This is a genomic window from Mucilaginibacter sp. (assembly GCF_028288185.1).
GTDB lineage: Bacteria > Bacteroidota > Bacteroidia > Sphingobacteriales > Sphingobacteriaceae > Mucilaginibacter.
This window is the reverse complement of the sequence record NZ_JAQBOF010000035.1, coordinates 127234-148186: the sequence shown is the minus strand read 5'-3', so window position 1 is coordinate 148186 and position 20953 is coordinate 127234. Positions and strand designations below refer to the sequence as shown.

Genomic DNA, 20953 nt, shown 5'->3' with positions numbered 1-20953 from the left:
TAAGAGTTTTTTACAGGCAAAATATATCCATGCCAAAAGTAATTAGCTTATAGCAAACGATCAGTCCGATACCTTATTAAAAAGGCGACGGCCCGTGACTGCTTCCAAATGGAAATTTATTAATCCTGCCGTGTGTGTGATCGACATGTGCATGGTCACGATACATTTTTTGATTAAAGTTTTGGCAAGGTGTTAATTCTGACTTAGTTTCAGTCTTATCGGGCTGGGCAACTAGGGTAGCTTTTTTCTTCATGGCAACTCCTCCTAATTTTTAATACTTATGTACTAAGTTAAACATAAATCGCTTATTTGCAATTGTTTTTAAGGAAATTTTTTATGGTAATAGTTTGAAAATAAGTGTTTAACGTTTTATTTATTTAATATGGTGCATAGTGTAAATTCTATTACTTTATAAAAGTTTATAGTGATGTATACGTTAAAGGTATTTATATAAATGTTACATAAACTACATGTAATGCTAAACTAAACGTGGTATTTTTGGCTGAATACTAACCACGCCTCCATGAAAATAACATTACCCATTTGCTTTGTTTTATTTCTTACTATCTCTTTTAACACATTTGGGCAAAATGCTACTATTAAAGGGAAAGTAACTGATGCCAAAAATAATTTTTCTATAGAATATGCCAGCGTGGCCCTGTTTAAATCAACAGATTCAACCTTAGTTACAGGGATAGTTACCAAAGAAAATGGTGCATTTGAATTGGTGAAAATACCGCAAGGCAATTACCAATTAAAGGTCATTTTTATTGGCTATGAAACAAAGTATTTTAAAGATATTCATCTGACTAATAACCAAAACCTTGATCTGGGAATCATTGCTCTTAATCCGTCAAGCAAAATGTTGAATGAGGTAGCTGTTGCTGGCCAAAAGGTTACGGCATTAAATAAAATTGAAAAACAAAGTTATAAGGCCGGTCAGTTCGAATCAGCTAAAGGGGGATCGGCTATTGATGTTTTAAAGAACCTGCCGTCAGTAGCGGTTAATTCGCAAGGGGATATTAGTGTACGCGGGTCGGCCGGTTTTATGGTGTTAATTAACGGCAAACCTGTTTTAGCAGATGCGCAGACCGTACTAACCCAATTGCCCGCTAATGCTATTGATAATATTGAATTGATTACCGCGCCATCTGCTAAATATGATCCTGATGGCCGTGGCGGTATTATTAATATTGTTACTAAAAAAGGTGCCAGCGATGGTTTTACAATTACGGCCAATGCGCAAGGCGGCCTGCCAAGCACTACCGACTATGGGAATCTGAAAAAACCTAAACGCTTTGGAGGCGATGCAACCATCAATTTCAAGAAAGCAAAATGGGATATATCTGTAGGCGGCAACTATACCCGTAATGACAATGAGGGTTATCGAGAAGGGAATGTCTACACCAAAAACTTTGTTAATAATACCATTTCGCGCTTCCCATCTAACGGCGAAAGAAGTTTTGACCGGTACAATTATGCCGGAAGGGCCTCCATAAGTTATACAGCCGATGCCAATAACGTAGTTTCAGTTGGGCTTTACAGCGGCAAAAGATACCAGGCACGTTTAGCCAATTTGTTGTACAATAATACCACATCAAACTTAGCAACTAACACGCTTATAAAAAGCACAACTTATTATAACTCTAACCTGCAAACAAAAGAGGGGACTTTTAACCTGGGTAATTTTGATTATACACACACCTTTGCCGATAAATCATCTTTAACCGCGAGTTTGCTTTATGAACATGATAACCTATATGGGGGAACCCAAAATCGTAACTTAAAATACCCAAATACTGCCGATACTATACAATACGTAAATAATCCTTATAAAAGGCCTATTAGTTCCTATCGCTTTAAACTGGATCACAGTATTAATATTGGTAAAGGAAAGTTAGAAAGTGGTTACCAATTCAGGCACGATACCCAGGATGGCATTTTTGATTATTTTGTAACACCTCTTACATCACAATCCGATCTGGCCAAATTTAAAGGTAGTACGCATGCTAAAAACCAGATCAACTCTGTGTACAGCCAATACTCCGGTAAAATGGCAAAGCTGGAATACAGCGGCGGGCTTCGTTATGAGTACGCCACACGTGCGGTTAATTTATCTTATGATGCAAACGCGCATAATCTTAACTTATCTAATTTGTTTCCATCGGCCAGTTTGTTGTATGGCATTAATGATGGTTTGAAACTGAAAGCAGGTTATAGCAAACGCGTGCAGCGCACAACTAACTTAGAACTGAACCCCATACCAGAACGCGAGCATTCTGAAACATTAGAAGAGGGCGACCCGGACCTGTTGCCTGAATTTGTAGACTTGGCTGAACTGGGTCTGATCCGTGAATTTAAAAAAGGATCATTTTTTGCCACCCTATATTATCAGCGTATTAAAAACCCTATACAAAGGCTTAACAGCGTTTATGCCGATACCATTCTTAACCGCGTTTATACCAATGCAGGCAACGCGCGTTTGTTTGGGATGGAGGCCGGCGCCAATCTGGCACCGTTTAAATGGTGGAGTATTTATATTGGTGGTAATCTGTACAATTATAAAATTCAGGGTAATATATCCATATTAAATACACCGGTAACTATTTTAAACAGCAGTTGGGCATATTCTATCAATGGTAATACCAATTTTCAGTTAAGTAAAACATTGAGCCTGGGGGCCAATGTAAATTACCTGTCTAAAAGGCCAACAGGACAGGGCGAAGACGGCCAGTTTTTTGTGCCAAATACTTCTGTAAAAAAAACGTTCATGAATGGTCGGTTATCAGCTTCGCTACTTTGGCAAAACATGAATATGGGTTTCATGGGGGCAAATAAGCAACGCATAACAACCTCGGGTACTGATTTTTATACAACTACTAATTATATCTCTGAAACGGATGTGTTTTTAATAAACCTAAGTTTTAACCTGAACAAGTTTACCAGTAAGTTAAAGCTACCTACCAGCGATGTAGGCGATAAAGAATTTTAGTAAGAACTTATTTAATGCAATCGAAAGACGAGTTACATGCTGAACTATTAGATGATATAAACATCATTGTTAATGACGAAAGACTTTACCATGAAACTAATTTCAATTTAAGGGCGCAGGCCATTGATGACATTGAGTTTCATGTCATTGATAGAATAGCCGGTATTAACAAGCTAACTACCCTGAAGCAATATGCCGAAAAAGTTAAAGACGATCTGGAAGCTGTAAATACCCAAATCTTCTGCCAGCTTCGCGCCAAGATATCAACAGGGGAGTTAAGGGGCCAATTATTGCTGGACCAAATCAGCGAATATTTTGATAACGATTTAAACTCATTTCTTCGGGAGGATAAACCTGGCTATGACAATTTGGATGTGTTTTTTAATGGGTTGCTGACCGATGAAACCCTACCTGCCGAAACGGAGGCCCGTGAGCCCGAAATGGTATTTTATCAAAAAACACCGGTCCGTATAATTTTAGAATTAATTAAACGTGCTGATTTTAAACCGAATGATGTTTTTATCGACATTGGTTCAGGATTAGGGCAGCTAAGCATATTAGTAAACCTATTTACAAGCGTAATAGCAAAGGGCATAGAGTTCGAACCTGCTTTTTGCAGTTATGCATATGTTTGTGCCGCCGGGCTTAATTTAACCGATGTGGAGTTTATTAATACAGATGCCCGCGATGTTGATTATTCATTGGGTACTGTGTTTTTTATGTACACCCCGTTTGAGGGCAAAATGCTGCAGTGTGTATTGCAAAAATTAAATCGTGAAGCGGAAAAGAGAACCATCAGGGTGTTTACATATGGGCCTTGTACGGTTGAGGTTGGTAAGGAGGGGTGGTTGGTGAGTACAGGCAAGAATACGCTAGTTGAGTTTGGGGAGTTTGTTAGTGTGTAGAGCGTGGGCTAATAGTTTAAAAATATCATGCTTTATTTAATAATTTATCACGGCATCTTCTTCGTTTCAATATCCACTATCGCTTGTCCCTGCGAACCCATGTAGCCGGCTATCAGCCCAGGATAAAGCTGCATACCATTGTCAGAATTGGTAAAGATCACCAATGCTCGTTTTGATCTGGGGAACATAAAGGCTATGGTATGTACGCCAGCATCATGCCCGCTATGCGATAGGGCGTACTCGCCGTTTCCAATCGGATCATAAATTGCCCAGCTTAAACCCATGTAGGCACCCGGTTTAGTTTGTACTTGGTGACTCGTCATTTCGGCAAATAATTTTTTTGATAACCCGCCGCCTTGCAGCATCCATTGGATAAATTTAGTGTAGTCGGGTATGGTGGTTTCTAAAAGGTCGGCAGCATTGGGTTTGGTGTTTTTGGTTGCTTCCAGTTGTTTCCCTGTCGCGTCAAAAGGATAGGCGAAGCGGCTTTCGTCTGCATCGTTCCATATAAAATGCGTGTCCTTCATACCCAATGGTTTAAATATGATGGAATCGGCCAGTTGATCCAGGCCACGATGGAATTTACTTTCCAGCGCGCGGCGCAGATATTCAAATCCTTCGCCCGAGTATTGGTATTTTGTTCCGGGATCAGCCTGAAAAGCCAGCTTACCGCCGGGCAATTGAGAGCGCCAGTTAGGGAAACCTGTGCGATGTGTCAATATGTCGCGGGTGGTTAGTTTTTGGCTCCTGGGGTCGTCTTTTAGATCCGGGTCGGTCCAGTAATGTGCCACTGGCTCATCCAACTGCCATTCACCGGAGTTGACTAAGTTAAGCGTAACCATTGTAGTAATGGTTTTAGTTATAGATGCCACATTAAATACAGCGTTTAGTGGGGCGGGTACGCCAGGTTTAAGATCGCCGTATAGCTTCATGTTTTTAACTTTCCCTTTTTCTACATAAGCGATGCCTAATGCGGGGATATGTTTTTCTTGTAGCCATTTGATAACGGCGGTTGAGTCTTTTAGGTTGATGTTGGGCTCTTGCGCTTTAATATGTTTGGTTGTTAAACATAATAATAGCAGTAAGGATAGATATCTCATGTCTCGGGGTTTTGTTATAAGACACAGAAGTGGGTAAGTTGGTTACAGATGTTTGCTTTTATTTGTAACTTCCCAAAGTTTAGTCTAATATGCATCATGAGTTAATATTAGATAACTATTTTCCAATATTGCTTAACAAATAGCTTATTATGCAAAACTTAACAGGCGCAACAAATGCGTTATTTGTAAAACAGTTAATATAAAATACATCACCCGGATATAATAATTACTATGATCCTTAAAAAATTACAATTAGTAGCGCTGTTTACTTTGTTAAGCCTTTCATCAGTTTTTGCGCAAGATGTACAGCATTTAAAAAAGTTGCAGCAACAGTTTGTTGATCTGCGTTTTGGTATGTTCATCCACTTTAACATCCCTACGTATGCGGATGCCGACTGGCCCGACCCGGAAGCATCGCCCTCATTATTTAATCCTACTAAATTAAACTGCGACCAATGGGCAAAAGCGGCAAAATCAGCCAACATGACCTACGGTTGTTTAACCACTAAGCATCATAGCGGTTTTTGTATCTGGGATACTAAAAGTACCGACTATAACGTAATGAATAGTCCGCTTAAACGCGATGTAGTTAAAGAGTATGTTGACGCGTTTAGAGCCAACGGCTTAAAGGTGATGCTGTATTATTCTATACTGGATACGCACCATAAACTGCGCCCTAACCAGATACAGCCCAGCCATATTGAAATGGTTAAAACACAAATAACCGAGCTGTTAACCAAATACGGTAAAATTGAAGCGTTGATTATTGACGGCTGGGATGCGCCATGGTCAAGGATCACTTATGATGATGTACCTTTTGAAGACATTTATCACCTGGTAAAAAAACTACAACCTGATTGTTTATTGATGGACCTTAACGGCGCCAAATATCCTGGCCAGGGTTTATACTACACTGATATTAAAACTTACGAAATGGGTGCCGGCCAACATATGGAAAAAGCCAGCAACTATATGCCGTCATTAGCTTGTTTGCCAATACAAAGCTCATGGTTCTGGAAAACCGATTTCCCTACCACGCCGGTTAAGGATGCCACCAAATTGGTTAATGACCAATTGATAACATTAAATGATGATCGTTGTAATTTTATATTGAACGTTGCGCCAAACCGTGACGGTTTGTTTGATGATAACGCTTTAGAAGGTTTGAAAGCCATTGGTAAGCTATGGAAAAACACCGGCCCGGTTGCTGCATTGCCTGATCTGGACGCGCCGATCATATCGCAAAATCTGGCTAAAAATATGCCGGCAAATTCAAGTTGGAGCGATGATATGAACATCAGCGATTTTGCCAATGATGATAGTTTCAGAAGCTCATGGACATCAAGCCCTACGGTTAAACAGCCCTGGTTAGAAATTAGCTTTAAACGCGAAACCGGCTTTAACACCATTGTAATTGCCGAGAATAGAGCCAACATCAACAAATATAAATTAGAGTATTATGTTGATGGTGCCTGGAAAACTTTGCTGGATGGCGAGATAGCCAAGAACGTTAAAGTACACCGCTTTAACCGTTTATGGGCCAACAAAGTGCGCATACAAATATTAGGTTATAACCGCACGCCGTCTATATCAGAATTTGAAGTTTATAACGAGCAGCGTTAATATTTATTAAAAACGTTACAAGCGAATAACCTTTGGTTATTCGCTTTTTTGTTATTTTGCCATCTACAATTATAACCATGCGCGTTAGGCTTATTATTTTCTTTTTATTGAGTGGGATGATCGCCCGGTCGCAGAACGCCAAACTCCCTGCCGATAAGGAATTGTTATACGGCAAAGATCTGATAGCGCGCACGGCTTATTATTTAGGGCCCAAAGGAAAAGTTGCCGCCTTAACCAACGGTATGAATTGTCAAAATTGCCATAATGATGCAGGAACCAAATTTTATGGATTAAACTTAATGGCTACCGCCGCGACATATCCGCAATATATGCCGCGTACCAATAATGTGATGTCAATAGCCGGACGGATAAATGGCTGCTTTCAGCGAAGTTTAAACGGTAAGACTTTAGATACCACAAGCCGGGAAATGAAAGCCATGATAGCTTATATTAAATGGCTGGGAAAGGATGTGCCAAAAGGGCAAAAACCGGCAGGCAGTAGTGTGCTAAAACTTGCCTATATGGATAAAGCCGCCGACCCGATAAAAGGTAAAACAGTATTTATACAAAAATGCCAGGTTTGCCACGGCGCAACAGGCGACGGGTTGTTATCAGCAGATCAATCGGTTTATATTTACCCGCCTTTGTGGGATAAAAATAGTTATAATGATGGTGCGGGTTTGTATAGGATAACCACTTTCGCAGCGTTTGTTAAGAGCAATATGCCGTTTGGTACTACGTATAAAAATCCGCAGTTAACAGATGAAGAAGCCTGGAATGTTGCGGCGTTTGTTAATTCGCAACCACGGCCGCATTTTGATCAGCATAAAGATTGGAAAGATATTAGTAAAAAACCCATAGACTTTCCATTTGGCCCTTATGCGGATAAGTTTAGCCAAAGCCAGCATAAATTTGGCCCGTATAAACCAATTGCAGATAATCAACAGAAATCAACAACTAAAAAGTCATAACTTTATATTATGAAAAATCTACTTAAATACTTTATAATCATTTTAGCTGTAGCGACAATAAGAACTGCATCAGCCCAAACATCAAACGCTGATTTTAAAGGGGCAACAGCTTCACTATCACATTACAAAGCTCTTTATTTTGTTGATGATACAGCATCCACCAAAATTGGTATGACCCTGCGTAATATCAATAATGCGCTGGAAGATCCACGTTTAAAAGGTAAAGTAGAGATAGAGTTGGTTGCGTTTGCAGGTGGTTATACCATGTTTTTAAAATCGGGCAAGTATGAATCGCTACTATTGGGCTTGCAGAAAAAAGGCGTAATATTGGCAGAGTGCGAGAATACCATAAAAGAAAGAAAGATAGACAAAGCAACCCTGTTTGATTTTATAAGCTATGTGCCAAGTGGTAACGGCGAGATCATCATCCGAGGTAACGAGGGCTGGACTATCGTACATCCATAGTTATTGCCAAAATATACTATTATGAAAAAAGCAGCACTGTTAATAGCTTTTGTAAGCTTTTGGTTTGCTGCTTTTTCGCAGGATATTAAAGGCGATTATGCTATCAAAAACGTGCAGACGGGTATGCTGTTACGTGTAAAAGATGCTGGATCAAAAAACGGTACACCACTGGTAGCCTACTACCCCGAAAACTGGAAGTGCATGACCTGGAACTTTAAAAAGACAGATGAAAACACTTACCAGTTGCAAAACCTGCTAACACATAAAACCTTCCAACCGATTACGTTGGCAAGTGCTGATGTAGCGTTTGATGAGCAACCACTTGTACCCGGCGATACCAAACAGCAGTATGAATTTATAGCGGTTAAGAAAGATACTTATCTAATCAAACTAAAAGGTACTGATCTGTATGTAACCCCGGCGGATAGTAAAGGTATGGTTAACTCGGCCATTATATTAGCAGCAAAGCGTAATACACCCGAACAGTTGTGGAACATTTATCCGCAGGTACCTACTATGTAATTATTCCATGATTAGCTATCAAGCCTTTTTACTGCTTTATCTCTGATAAAGATCAATGCCATAAACGCGCCCAAAAAACCCAGCCCTGCGGATATGCGCATAATGCCCGCATACGCATTTATAAAACCTGCATGATAGGCTTTCTCAATAGCTGTTTTATTTGTAGTTGAAATGCTGATAGGTACTATAGCATTGCCCAGGTTGGTAGCTTGCTGCATTATTAATTGCTTATCCTTTGCGTTAAGTGGCATTGCTTTGAGTTGCTGCTGCAACGCTCCCGAAAAAAACAGCACTGCCAGCGCTCCAAATATCGCGTTAGCAAAAACACCTGATATACGCGTCATAGCATTATTAATACCCGATGCCGTGCCCGAAAAATGATCGCTTACCGAACCCATAACTGCGGCAGTAAGCGGTGCAACTGTAAACGACATGCCTAAACCCAAAACCAATACACCGGGGAAAAAGGTGGTCCAGTAGTCTGCCGGTCCGTTGGTTTGTTTAACAAAGGATAGGATGAGTAAACCCACTCCGGCAATTGCCGGCCCGCCAATTAAAAATAGCCGAGGGCCATGTTTGTCAGCCAGGCCACCGGCAAAGCGGGCAATAGTTATCATTAACACAGTAAAAGGCAAAAAGGTAAGTCCAGATTGCAGCTGGCTATAACCCTGCACTTGTACCAGATTTAATGACAAGAACAACATACCCGCACCTAATCCGGCATATAAGAAAAACGTAAGCAAATTGGCCCCGCTAAAGGTTGCATTGGCAAATAGTTTAAGCGGCATCATGGGATTGCTGCTTTTTATTTCGATGATGATAAATACAATCAGAAAAAGCAAACCCAAAACCAGCGAACCATAAGTTTGTATGTTATATAGGCCCACAGTTGGTACCCGCAAAAACCCAAAGGTTATTAAGGCTAATCCTAAAGCTATGGTTATAGCACCAAGGAAATCAAGACCGGCTTTATTATCCTCGTCTTTTATCTCTTTTACTTTAAATGCCAGCATTAATAATGCAGCTATCCCTATGGGGACGTTAATGAAAAATATGTATCGCCATAAACCTGCATCGGCCAAAGCGCCGCCTAATATGGGGCCGCCCATAGTTACCACCGTTGTAAAAGCCGACCATGTGCCTATAGCCTTACCGCGTTCTTTAGCGTTGATAGATGACGAGATAAGGGATAAGCTCCCTGGTATCATTAACGCGCCGCCTATGCCCTGCAAAATCCTGAAAACAACCAATAGCAACACACTGTCGGCTATACCGCAAGCTGCCGACCCGAGGATAAATATAAATATGCCGGCCATAAATATCTTTTTACGGCCCAGCTTATCGCCCATGGCGCCGCCTATTAATATTAACGAGGCCAGCATGAGCAGATAGGCGTTTAATATCCAAAACAAATCGGCACCGGTAGCTTTTAAACTTTGTTGTAATGATGGTAAAACAACATTTAACGCGGTAGCATCAATAAACGCCATTGCTGATGCCAATATGGTTGATACCATGATCCATTTGCCCGCCGTGCTGCGTAGTGCTACTGTCGACATAAAGAGTTAACGCATTAATAATAAATGAGTTTAATTATTCTGAAAAGGTACGATAAAAATAAAGCGAACAAACCTATTGAATATCCGCTTTTTTACAAGTTAAGCGTGGGTTTGCTGTTATATTATTAAAAGTTAATACGAATACTTAAACACCTGTGCTATTTCGAAAATATTGCCGCGAAATGATAACTACTCAATAATATCCTCCGTTTATTACAAACATCATAATTAAAATGCCATTATATCGCTTAAATGAAATTGGCATGGTGTATTTTAGGTGATTTTATAGTTGGTAGTGGTCCATTTTGTTATTTCGACTCTCAAATCAGGCTATTTTACGTACATTTTGTCAGTAAATGTCAGTCATGTCATGTTTATGACAAATTGGCCGTAAAAATATTTTGTTTTATTAAGGTGATATTAATTGAAGTTTAGAAATGATATTTTTTGCGCAAAAACCTAAAATGGCCGTTATTTTTTTGGTCGAAACTGCATTTTGTATCACTTTTTGAAGTTTTAAGAGCAGAAAATTCGCATTTTTTCCAATTGACAGTGTTTTTTGCATTGATTTCTGATTTTTTCTAAAAATTATTTTTTTTGCCTTTTGTAATAAGCCTTTTTTTTCATGAAGATTTTAAAAAGCAAATAATATCCGGGGAAAATCTAACATTTATAAACGATTATTTTAATTAGTTAATTTCAAAATTTGACTTTGAGGCTCACAAATGACCTCAAAATTTTATGGCATATTTTGTGACGCAGGCTGTACGAAAGAATACAGTTTGTTCTTTCCGATGTGGCTGCTAATTGTAAGATCACCAGGCGTATCAGAAAGAAATAATTGTTTTCTATAAAAGACATAATCATTTAAAAAACATTTAAAACCAAACATCATGTTAGTAGTATTAGAAGTTGTTGCATTATTAGCTGCCATTATTGTTCCTTTAGCTTATCAAGCAAAAAAAGCTGAGTCAAGAAGGGCTAACTAATTGGATATATTCTCCAGTTTACAAAAAAAGGGATAGCAAAAGCTATCCCTTTTTTTGTTGGTTACTTTTTTAAGTAACAATTATACTACAAAAATGGTAGTATTTATCTCACCAAACATTGGCCATAAGCTCTGTTATCGCATAAAAAGCTGTATTGAAAGTTCAAAAAAGCACTTTAATGGTGTTTTAATAGCTCATGCTATGAAATAGATATAAACTTTGCAAATGCATTTAGTGTTTTAAGTATTACATAGCTATTGATTTTGTAGCCATATTAATTAACTTTGTTCATCGCTGTTATTAAAAAGGTATAAGCAAACCATTTGTGCGCTTGTTAAACCTCTTTCCTGATAATAAGTCGTACTAACAATAAAAATCAATTTTAAATTACACACTAATACCAACATGAAGAGGATTACCATCTTAACTGCTTTTATTATCGCAATGTTTGCTGTAAACTCATTTGCACAAACAGTTGTTAAAAAAACCACCAAAAAAACAACTACGGTTGTTAAAAAAACTGCTGTATCAGCTAAACCAAGCGCTGTAGCTCTTGAAGAAGGAAAACAATTGCTTGCAAAGAATGATTGCCTTAGCTGTCATAAAATGGACGTTAAAATTGTAGGTCCTGCTTATATTGATGTTGCTAAAAAATATCCTGCAACAGCAGCTAACTACGAAAAATTAACGCAAAAGGTAATTGCCGGCGGTAGCGGCGTATGGGGCGAAGTACCAATGGCAGCACACCCATCAGTGCCACCAGCTGATGTTAAAAAAATGGTACAATACATTTTATCGCTTAAATAAAAACAAACTTATACAGGTTATGACATCTAACCAATGTGTTTATAACCCCAAATAATAAAGCTTACTAGCCGGTATAGCAATCATATTTATATAGATTACTATACCGGCTTTTAAAATTTTACCAAACCTAACCTAAATTAGGCCATATAGATAATGCTATACTATCCGCCAAACCGCAATGATTTAAGGCGATAGGATATGCTATATTAAAATATTATAAATAGAATTATAAACCATTAAACATGAAGAAAAATTACAAATGGCTTTTAAGTGTGGTATGCGCATCGGTAGTGCTGTTTTACACTTGTAAATCGGTACAAAAGTATGTTACCCAGTATCCCGTACAGCGTGATGCGTCAGGCCGTATATTGGTTGATATGCATCCAGACCCAACCCCAAAATCTCCTATCGAGGAAATGAAGCATATTTATGTACCGCCGGGTTATCACCTGCAATTAGTTGCCAGCGAGCCTATGGTTAGCCAGCCCGTTGCTATTGCCTGGGATGGTGATGCCCGTATGTATGTTGCCGAGCTAAACACCTATATGCTTGATGTTAACGGCAGCCATGAGCATGAAGCAACCTGTAAAATAAAATTATTGGAAGATACCAACGGCGATGGTGTTATGGATAAAATGACCGTATTTGCCGATAACCTGATGTTACCACGTACCCTGCAACCTTTAGATAAGGGACGTTTATTGGTAAGCCAAACATGGACAAACAGTGTTTATTGTTTCCAGGATACCAATGGTGACGGCGTAGCCGATAAAAACTGGCTGGCTTATGAGAACCATGGCACCAATACCAATAACCTGGAGCACCAAAAAAGCGGTTTAATATGGAACCTGGATAACCGTATGTATTTAACTTATGATCCGGTAAGATATACGCTAAAAGGTGATAAAGTAATACCGGATACTTTGGTTGAAGGCACCGCCGGACAATGGGGCATGGGTAATGACGATTATGGACGCTTATTCTACTCGTCAGCCGGTGGCGAAGATCCTGCCTTAATGTTCCAGCAAAACGTTCATTATGGCCAGTTTGATTTTAGAGACCGTTATGACCCGGAATTTATACCCGTATGGCCAATAGTTACTACTCCTGATGTACAGGGTGGTTTTGGACGATTACGCTTGCCTGATAGTACGCTTAATCACTTTACTGCAAGTAACGGTCAGTCTATATTCAGGGGTGATAAATTGCCTGCTGATATGAAAGGCGATCTGTTTATTTGCGAGCCGGTAGGCCGTTTAATACGCCGTTCTAAAGTAACCAATACCAATGGTAAGATAACTTTGAGGAACGCGTATGATAAATCAGAATTCCTGGCTTCTACCGATCTGAATTTCCGGCCGGTAAATACCACTACCGGCCCGGATGGTTGCATGTATATTGTAGATATGTACCACGGCATAATCCAGGAAAGCGAATGGACAAAAGCTGATAGTTACCTGCGCCCTAAGATTCGTCAAAAAGGATTGGATAAAAACGTGGGTCGTGGCCGTATATTCCGTTTGGTGCATGATGATTATAAATTATCAAAAGAGCGTCCGCACATGCTGGAAGAAACCAGTGCCCAATTGGTTGATCACTTAAACAGTCCTAATGGCTGGTGGAGAGATAACGCGCAAAAACTATTGGTTATCAGAGGCGATAAATCTGTAGTGCCTGCTTTAAAAGCATTGGCAGTTAATGGCGGCCAATTAGCACGTATCCATGCTTTATGGACCTTAAACGGTTTAGACGCGATGGATGCCGAAACTTTTGCAATAGCTTTAAAAGATAAAGACCCGGAAGTCCGTAAAACCACCGTTTGGATAGGCGAGGACTTTATGAAAAAAGATAGCAACGCTATTGATATGCTGGAGAAAATGAGCACCGACCTAAGCGCCGATGTGCGTTTCCAGTTATTGTTATCTATGCGCTTTGTTAATTCGGCTAAATCAAAAGCAATAATTGCCGATCTGATCAAAAACTATCCTGATGATCCAATGCTTGCTGCTTCGCAAAGAACTTATGAGAACAAAATACGGGCAAGGGCAGAGCAATTAGCAAGGCAGAAATTGTTAAATGAGCAAGGCGCTAAACTGGTTGCACAAGGGCAGATCGTATTTAAACAACTATGCTTTACCTGCCACGGTGCGGATGGTAAAGGTATCTTATCAGGCGGAACAGAATTGACCGCTCCTGCATTAGCCGGAAACCCTGACGTAAATGCTATGGCTCCTGATAAACTGATAAGGATATTATTATATGGTTTAAGCGGCCCAATTAGGGGTACTACCTATAATGATGCCATGCCTGCGCTGGGCGGTAATGATAATGCTTACATAGCATCTGTATTGAGCTATATCCGCAGTGATTTTGGCAACAAAGGAAGTGTGGTATTGCCGGAAGATGTGCAAAAAATAAGAGACGCAACAACAGGCCGTACCAAAGGTTATACTATGCCTGAGTTGGACCTGATAAAGCCAATGAGAGGTAGATAGATATAATTTATTGATAAAATAAAAAAGGGGCTGTCCGAATAGGGCGGTCCCTTTTTTTATGCTGATTGTACAACACAATTAGCCTTACTGCTTGTTGTTGCTATGCTATGAATATTGAAGAATTAAAACAAACCGCAACGGCATTAATGGCAGGGGATAAGGGTCTGTTAGCAATGGACGAAAGCCTTCCAACCTGCAATAAACGCTTTGCCGAAGCCGGTATCCCCCAAACCGAAGAATATAGAAGAAAATATCGTCAGCTAATAGTTACCACACCCAACTTAGGCGAGTGTATAAGCGGTGCTATATTGTTTGATGAAACCATCTATCAAAAAACAGATGATGGCGTTTTGTTTGTTGATGTATTAAAGCAAGCTGGTATTATCCCCGGTATTAAGGTTGATGAGGGAACTGTTGAAATGCCCGGATCGCCAAATGAAAAAATCACCAATGGTTTGGACGGATTGCCCGAACGGTTAAATAAATATTACAGTCTGGGTGCACGTTTTGCTAAATGGCGTGCAGTTATTACTATAGGTGAAGGCATACCCACTGACGAAAATATAAAAGCCAATACACAAACATTAGCCAAGTATGCAGCATTGTGCCAGCAAGCTAATATAGTGCCCATAGTGGAGCCAGAAGTTTTAATGGATGGCGATCATACGATTGAAGCCTGCCGCCATGTAACCGAAGAAACCATTAAAGAACTATTTAACCAGTTAAAAATACAAGGAGTGAACTTGCAGGGTTTATTGTTAAAACCCAATATGGTAATTGCCGGTACAGATTGCCTCGTACAAAACAGTGCGGACGAGGTAGCAACCGCGACTGTAGAGTGCCTGTTAGCAACAGTACCTCCTGAAGTTGCGGGCGTAGCCTTTTTATCGGGCGGACAGGAGCCATGGGAAGCAACGGGCCATCTAAATGCCATGCATATTAAGTATGAAGATAAACTACCCTGGCCGCTAACCTTTTCATTTGCCAGGGCCATACAGCAACCGGCGTTGGAGATTTGGAAGGGTAAAGACGAAAATGTTATAGCCGCGCAGCAAATGCTTTATTTCAGAGCAAGTATGGATAACCTGGCACGCAGGGGAGAATATAGCGTTGATCTGGAAACCTGGTAGAATTAAATTATATGAAGAAACTAATTGTTTTTGACCTGGATGGCACGCTTGCCGAAAGTAAGGCTGCCATTGATGAGGAGATGATAAAGATATTGAACGCGCTGATTGATGTTGCCAAAGTTGCCATTATATCGGGCGGCGATTGGCCCCAGTTTGAAAAGCAGGTGTTGCTACACCTAACCAATAAAAAATCATTTAAAAACTTATCTATATTGCCCACCTGCGGTACTAAGTTTTACCAATATAAATCGGGCTGGAAAAAATTGTATTCGGAAGATTTTACTGCTGATGAAAAAAAGAAGATCATCACATCATTAAATACCGCAGTTGAAGATCAAGGCTTCAAGCCTGAAAAAACCTGGGGCGAACAAATTGAGGATAGGGGCAGCCAGATCACCTACTCGGCTTTGGGGCAGCAGGCGCCTTTGGATGCTAAAAAAGAATGGGACCCTGGCTTTGCTAAAAGGAAAAAGATACAGGCAGCACTAAACAAAACCATCCCGGAGTTTTCTGTGAACTTAGGCGGCACCACATCGGTTGATATTACTAAGCCGGGTATTGACAAAGCCTACGGTATAAAAAAACTCAAGGAGATATTAAACATCAAAAAGAAAGAAATGATATTTATTGGCGATGCCATTTTCCCGGGTGGTAATGATTATCCTGCTAAAGAAGCCGGTGTTGCTTCTGTCTGTATAAAAGACCCTAATGAAACCAAGCGTGTGATTGAAGGTATAATAGCTTGTTTGGATAAAAAGGGAAAGTATGATAATGCGTTTTAGCTTTAATCAAACAATTTCCATAATTAACCTATTGTATAACAAACACACTGCCATGAATACTAAACTAATCGGAATCGCCCTTATTATCGTTGGTGCCATCATGATCATTTGGACTGGGTTTACCTATACCAAAAAGGAAAAAATTATTGATGCCGGCCCGATACAGGTATCAGCCGACAGGCAAAAAACTGTTAACTGGCCTCCTTACCTGGGTGGTATACTATTAATTGGCGGTATAGTTGTGGTAGCTACTTCTAAAAAATCTGTATAGATCTTAATGATAACAGTTAAAAAAGAAGGAGTCATCCTGCAGACTACCGACCTCGAATTTGAAAACGAAGGCGTTTTAAACCCGGCTATAGTTAAAGAGGGTAATACTGTACATCTTTTTTATCGTGCCGTGCGCAAGGGCAATATATCAACCATTGGTTATTGTAAACTGGATGGGCCGTTAAAGATCACTACCCGTTTAATTGCCCCGCTATTATCGCCTGAGCATGATTACGAAAAGCATGGTATGGAGGACCCCAGGATAGTTAAAATTGATGAGTTGTACTACCTGTCGTACATCGCTTTTGATGGCAATGACGCGTTGGGAGCGGTAGCAACCTCTACAGATTTACAACATTTTACTAAACAAGGCATAATAGTGCCCCAGTTAAAATGCGGTGAGTTTGATAAACTGGCAAAAGGCAACGCTGATATTATTGAACGGTACCGCCGTGATTATGGCAACCCCGATATTATTATGATGGATAAGGATGTTGTTTTCTTTCCACGAAGGATAAATGGTAAACTCACCTTTTTGCATCGCATTAAACCCGATATACAGATAGTTGCGGTTAATAATTTGGATGAGTTAACGGATGATTTTTGGAAAGATTATATCACAAATTTAAAATACAATATCCTGTTAACATCAAAATATCTGCACGAGATAAGTTATGTTGGCAGTGGCTGCCCACCGATTGAAACAGCGCATGGTTGGTTAATTATTTATCATGGTGTAGAACACTTAAATGAAGGATATAAATATTCGGCCTGTGCTGCGTTGTTCGACCTGGATAATCCGCAAAAAGAAATAGCACGTTTACCTTACGCTTTATTTAGCCCCGATCAGGATTATGAATTAGCGGGCGATGTAGACAATGTGTGCTTCCCTACGGGTACCGCTTTGTTTGATGATATGCTATACATTTACTATGGTGCGGGCGATGATATTATAGCTTGTGCATCGGTAAGTTTATCCGCGCTGGTTGCCGAGTTATTGTCGTTTTCCGCTCCGCAAACGATGGCATAGTTTAGTGATTTTATAGTTGATAAAGCAGGTTATAAAAAGTATAATTGCTGTCTGCAAAATTATAACCGCATAATGAAGAATTTCCTTGACGATGACTTTTTACTAGAAAGCAAAACTGCGCAAAAACTATATCATGACTATGCTAAATCGATGCCTATTATTGATTACCATTGCCACCTGCCGCCCGATGAAATAGCCGAAGATAAACAGTTTGCAAACATAACACGCATCTGGTTAAACGGCGATCATTATAAATGGCGCGCTATGCGTGCCAACGGTGTAAACGAAGATTATATTACCGGCAATAAAAGCGACCGAGAAAAATTTGAAAAATGGGCCGCTACAGTGCCTTATACCTTACGTAACCCGTTATACCATTGGACGCACTTAGAATTGCAGCGCTATTTTGGTATCAAAGAAATTTTATCACCATCTACCGCAAAAAATATATATGATGAATGTGCCGAGAAGTTGCAGTCGCCGGAGTTTAGTGTGCGCGGTTTATTAAAACGTTTTAAGGTTGAGGTAGTAGGCACAACAGATGATCCGTTGGATAGCCTTTATTATCATCAAAAAATAAAACAAGATAATTTTGGTGTAAAAGTTTTACCGTCATTCAGGCCTGATAAGGCAATGAATGCTGATAATATAGAGGTGTTAAATACCTATATTGATAAACTGGAAGAAGTATCAGGTACAACTATTAACGACCTGCACAGTTATTTAAAAGCCCTGAAGGACCGCCATGATTATTTTGCAGCCAACGGTAGTAAGTTGTCAGATCACGGCTTAGATCATATCTATGCGGTGGATTATACAAATGGGGAAATTAAAACCATCTTCAATAAAATAAGAAGTAACCGGGCCATATCTGCTGACGAGAATTTGAAATTTAAATCGGCCATGTTACATCAGTTTGCATTATGGGATCATGAAAAAAACTGGGTACAGCAATATCATTTGGGTGCCTTGCGCAATAACAACACTCGCGGACTGGCAACTTTAGGCCCCGATACCGGTTGGGATTCGATAGGCGATTTTAGTCACGGAAAAGCGCTGTCAAGGTTCCTTGATAGACTGGATACTGATAACAAATTGGCCAAAACCATCATATACAACAGCAACCCGGTTAATAATGACCTGTTTGCTGCTATGACGGGTAATTTTAATGATGGCTCTGTCGCCGGTAAAATACAATTTGGATCAGGTTGGTGGTTTATGGATCAAAAAGGGGGGATGATAGACCAACTCAACTCGTTATCAAATATTGGTTTATTAAGCCGTTTGGTGGGTATGCTTACAGATTCGCGCAGCTTTATGTCGTTCCCGAGGCATGAGTATTTTCGCAGGATATTATGTAACCTGTTAGCCACCGATATTGAAAACGGCGAGTTGCCCAATGATATTGAGTGGACCGGTAAAATAGTACAGGATATATGCTACAATAACGCCAGGGAGTATTTTGGGTTTTATGAGTAGAACATAATAAACCACGTCATTACGAATGAAGAACGAGTGTGGCAATCTCTACACGATAGGTTTATGATTACCTGGCATGTAGAGATTGCCACGCTACGCTTGCAATGACGGTTGTATATAAAAAAGAGGGCTGACCACTGGTCAGCCCTTCTTTTTTATATAGTGTTAAATTTACCTATATCTTCACCTTAAATACCAACTTCTTAATCAACCCTTCGCCAATCATTGGGGCATGCACATCCTCGGGGTAAAAAATAACAAACTGACTATCTTTCAGTGCAAAGTACATATCAGGCTTATCGGCAAAAAACAAAACGTCTTTTTCATCACTGTATTCGCCTTTGGGGCTTTTGCAATCGGTGCGGGGTTTCCAGCCAATGGTTTCATTACCGCGTATGCAAAATTGGATATCGATATTTTTATTATGGCACTCAAACTTCTCAGTAGCGGTGTCAGCAGTTTTGCCTTCAGCTTCTGATGCGATTACTATCAGGCCATCAGTAACATCGTATTTCCCCGTGGCTAATGTTTCTAAATCAGTTGCATTAATGTACTCAAACGCAGCCTTAAAGTTTTTATGCAGGCCATAATATTTTTCGGCGCTTGCCAGTGTATCTATGATCATCGGCTAATTATTAACGTTGTACCCTGCCCGAACCATCACCCTTAACCAGTTCCTGAACTTCGCCTAAAGTAGCGTGGTTCAAATCGCCCGGAATGGTGTGTTTAATAGCCGATGCTGCAACGCCAAACTCGGCAGCATCGCTTAATTTCATATTAGTAACCAAACCGTAAATAAATCCGCTGGCGAATGAGTCGCCACTGCCTACCCGGTCGATAATGCGTACTTCGTACTGTTTGGTATGATAAAACTCGGTACCATCATATACCAACGCGCTCCATCCATTATCAGATGCGCTATGGCTCTCTCTTAGCGTTGATGCGATATATTTAAAGCCAAATTTCTCTTTCATTTGCTTGAAAACGCTTTTGTAACCGTCTAAATTCAATTCGCCTTTGGTTACATCAGTACCTTCGCTGGTGAAGCCTAAAGTGGTATCAGCATCTTCTTCGTTGCCTATGCAAACATCAACATATTGGCAAAGCTCGGTCATTACCTGGCGAGCCTTTTCTTTACTCCAAAGTTTCTTACGATAGTTTAAGTCGATGCTGGTAGTAATTCCTTTTGCTTTTGCGGCTTTTAAGGCAGCCAAAGTAAGCGCGGCAGCTTTATCGCTTAAGGCAGGAGTAATACCAGTGGTATGGAACCAATCGGCACCTTCAAATATTTTATCAAAGTCAAATTCGCTGGCATCAACTTCTGATATAGAAGCATCGGCACGATCATAAACAACCTGCGATGCACGCATAGAAGCACCAGTTTCTAAAAAATAAATACCTAAGCGTTTGCCGCCACGAGCAACAAACTGCGTGTCTACACCATAACGGCGCAGGTGGTTTATAGCTGCCTGGCCAATTGGGTTTGCCGGTACTTTAGATACAAATGTTCCGTTTAAGCCATAATTGCAAAGCGCTGCTGCTACGTTAGCTTCGCCGCCACCGTAGGTAACATCAAAACTATCGCTTTGTACAAATCTTTTATAATCAGGAGTTGATAACCTCAACATTATTTCTCCCAGTGTTACCACTTTTTTAGACATCGTTATTGCTTTATTTAAAATTGAAAAATTAAGTTTACAGGTACGGTATAGTTTTACCGAAGCGACCAAAAGTACATTAAACCTAACTAAATACGAAGTTTTAGCATAAAAATCACTACAAACGATTGCATAAGTATTGTAAGTATTTGTAAGGGCCCGTTTATCGTTTTTGA

Annotated in this window: 18 protein-coding genes; 13 read left to right on the top strand and 5 right to left on the bottom strand. The window is 40.0% G+C overall.

Going from position 1 to position 20953, the window contains the following annotated elements:
- Positions 1-76: 76 nt before the first annotated feature.
- The gene (locus tag JWQ34_RS15590) at positions 77-253 is read right to left on the bottom strand and encodes a hypothetical protein (protein WP_299358705.1); all 177 of its coding nucleotides are present in this window, start codon (positions 251-253) and stop codon (positions 77-79) included.
- Positions 254-523: 270 nt separating this feature from the next.
- Between JWQ34_RS15590 and JWQ34_RS15585 the strand changes: the two genes are divergently transcribed.
- Together JWQ34_RS15585 and JWQ34_RS15580 are read left to right on the top strand one after the other, a co-directional pair.
- Positions 524-2992 carry a TonB-dependent receptor gene (locus JWQ34_RS15585; RefSeq protein WP_299358703.1) on the top strand — a complete coding sequence of 823 codons (2469 nt, stop codon included), beginning with the start codon at positions 524-526 and terminating at the stop codon, positions 2990-2992.
- 14 nt (positions 2993-3006) lie between these two features.
- Positions 3007-3897, top strand: a complete 891-nt coding sequence (locus JWQ34_RS15580) for a hypothetical protein (protein ID WP_299358701.1) — start codon at positions 3007-3009, stop codon at positions 3895-3897.
- A 47-nt stretch (positions 3898-3944) separates the two neighbouring features.
- Here JWQ34_RS15580 and JWQ34_RS15575 read toward each other — a convergent pair whose 3' ends face one another.
- Positions 3945-4997 (bottom strand): serine hydrolase, encoded by a 1053-nt coding sequence (locus tag JWQ34_RS15575; protein ID WP_299358699.1) that lies wholly within the window; start codon positions 4995-4997, stop codon positions 3945-3947.
- A 231-nt stretch (positions 4998-5228) separates the two neighbouring features.
- Here JWQ34_RS15575 and JWQ34_RS15570 point away from each other — a divergent pair, with 231 nt between their 5' ends.
- The 4 genes from JWQ34_RS15570 (at position 5229) to JWQ34_RS15555 (ending at position 8578) form a co-directional block, all read left to right on the top strand.
- Complete coding sequence (locus JWQ34_RS15570) at positions 5229-6620, top strand: alpha-L-fucosidase (protein WP_299358697.1); 1392 nt, start codon at positions 5229-5231, stop codon at positions 6618-6620.
- A gap of 77 nt (positions 6621-6697) precedes the next feature.
- Positions 6698-7591 (top strand): c-type cytochrome, encoded by an 894-nt coding sequence (locus JWQ34_RS15565; RefSeq protein ID WP_299358695.1) that lies wholly within the window; start codon positions 6698-6700, stop codon positions 7589-7591.
- Positions 7592-7600: 9 nt separating this feature from the next.
- On the top strand, positions 7601-8056 hold the full coding sequence (locus tag JWQ34_RS15560) for a DsrE family protein (protein ID WP_299358693.1): 456 nt from the start codon (positions 7601-7603) through the stop codon (positions 8054-8056).
- Positions 8057-8077: 21 nt separating this feature from the next.
- A complete protein-coding gene (locus JWQ34_RS15555; RefSeq protein ID WP_299358691.1) occupies positions 8078-8578 on the top strand; it encodes an RICIN domain-containing protein in 501 nt (166 codons plus the stop codon).
- A gap of 11 nt (positions 8579-8589) precedes the next feature.
- On the opposite strand, the gene JWQ34_RS15550 is transcribed toward JWQ34_RS15555, so the two are convergent.
- Positions 8590-10137 carry an MFS transporter gene (locus JWQ34_RS15550; protein WP_299358689.1) on the bottom strand — a complete coding sequence of 516 codons (1548 nt, stop codon included), beginning with the start codon at positions 10135-10137 and terminating at the stop codon, positions 8590-8592.
- 1394 nt (positions 10138-11531) lie between these two features.
- Here JWQ34_RS15550 and JWQ34_RS15545 point away from each other — a divergent pair.
- The 7 genes from JWQ34_RS15545 to uxaC all read left to right on the top strand — a co-directional run bounded on the left by JWQ34_RS15545 (position 11532) and on the right by uxaC (position 19119).
- Positions 11532-11933 (top strand): c-type cytochrome, encoded by a 402-nt coding sequence (locus JWQ34_RS15545; RefSeq protein WP_299358687.1) that lies wholly within the window; start codon positions 11532-11534, stop codon positions 11931-11933.
- 242 nt (positions 11934-12175) lie between these two features.
- Complete coding sequence (locus tag JWQ34_RS15540) at positions 12176-14428, top strand: c-type cytochrome (protein WP_299358685.1); 2253 nt, start codon at positions 12176-12178, stop codon at positions 14426-14428.
- Between the two features lie 107 nt (positions 14429-14535).
- The gene (locus JWQ34_RS15535; protein ID WP_299358684.1) at positions 14536-15558 is read left to right on the top strand and encodes a class I fructose-bisphosphate aldolase; all 1023 of its coding nucleotides are present in this window, start codon (positions 14536-14538) and stop codon (positions 15556-15558) included.
- 11 nt (positions 15559-15569) lie between these two features.
- Positions 15570-16340 (top strand): HAD-IIB family hydrolase, encoded by a 771-nt coding sequence (locus JWQ34_RS15530; RefSeq protein WP_299358682.1) that lies wholly within the window; start codon positions 15570-15572, stop codon positions 16338-16340.
- Between the two features lie 52 nt (positions 16341-16392).
- Complete coding sequence (locus tag JWQ34_RS15525) at positions 16393-16611, top strand: hypothetical protein (RefSeq protein WP_299358680.1); 219 nt, start codon at positions 16393-16395, stop codon at positions 16609-16611.
- 6 nt (positions 16612-16617) lie between these two features.
- Positions 16618-17640: a hypothetical protein gene (locus JWQ34_RS15520; protein WP_299358678.1), complete on the top strand. Its 1023-nt coding sequence runs from the start codon at positions 16618-16620 to the stop codon at positions 17638-17640.
- 72 nt (positions 17641-17712) lie between these two features.
- The gene (gene uxaC / locus JWQ34_RS15515) at positions 17713-19119 is read left to right on the top strand and encodes a glucuronate isomerase (RefSeq protein WP_299358676.1); all 1407 of its coding nucleotides are present in this window, start codon (positions 17713-17715) and stop codon (positions 19117-19119) included.
- A gap of 175 nt (positions 19120-19294) precedes the next feature.
- Here the strand turns inward: uxaC and JWQ34_RS15510 are convergent, their stop codons facing one another.
- Positions 19295-19744, bottom strand: coding sequence for a YhcH/YjgK/YiaL family protein (locus tag JWQ34_RS15510; RefSeq protein ID WP_299358674.1), 450 nt, complete (start codon positions 19742-19744; stop codon positions 19295-19297).
- 10 nt (positions 19745-19754) lie between these two features.
- The gene (locus JWQ34_RS15505) at positions 19755-20780 is read right to left on the bottom strand and encodes a sugar kinase (RefSeq protein WP_299358672.1); all 1026 of its coding nucleotides are present in this window, start codon (positions 20778-20780) and stop codon (positions 19755-19757) included.
- Between the last annotated feature and the right edge of the window lie 173 nt (positions 20781-20953).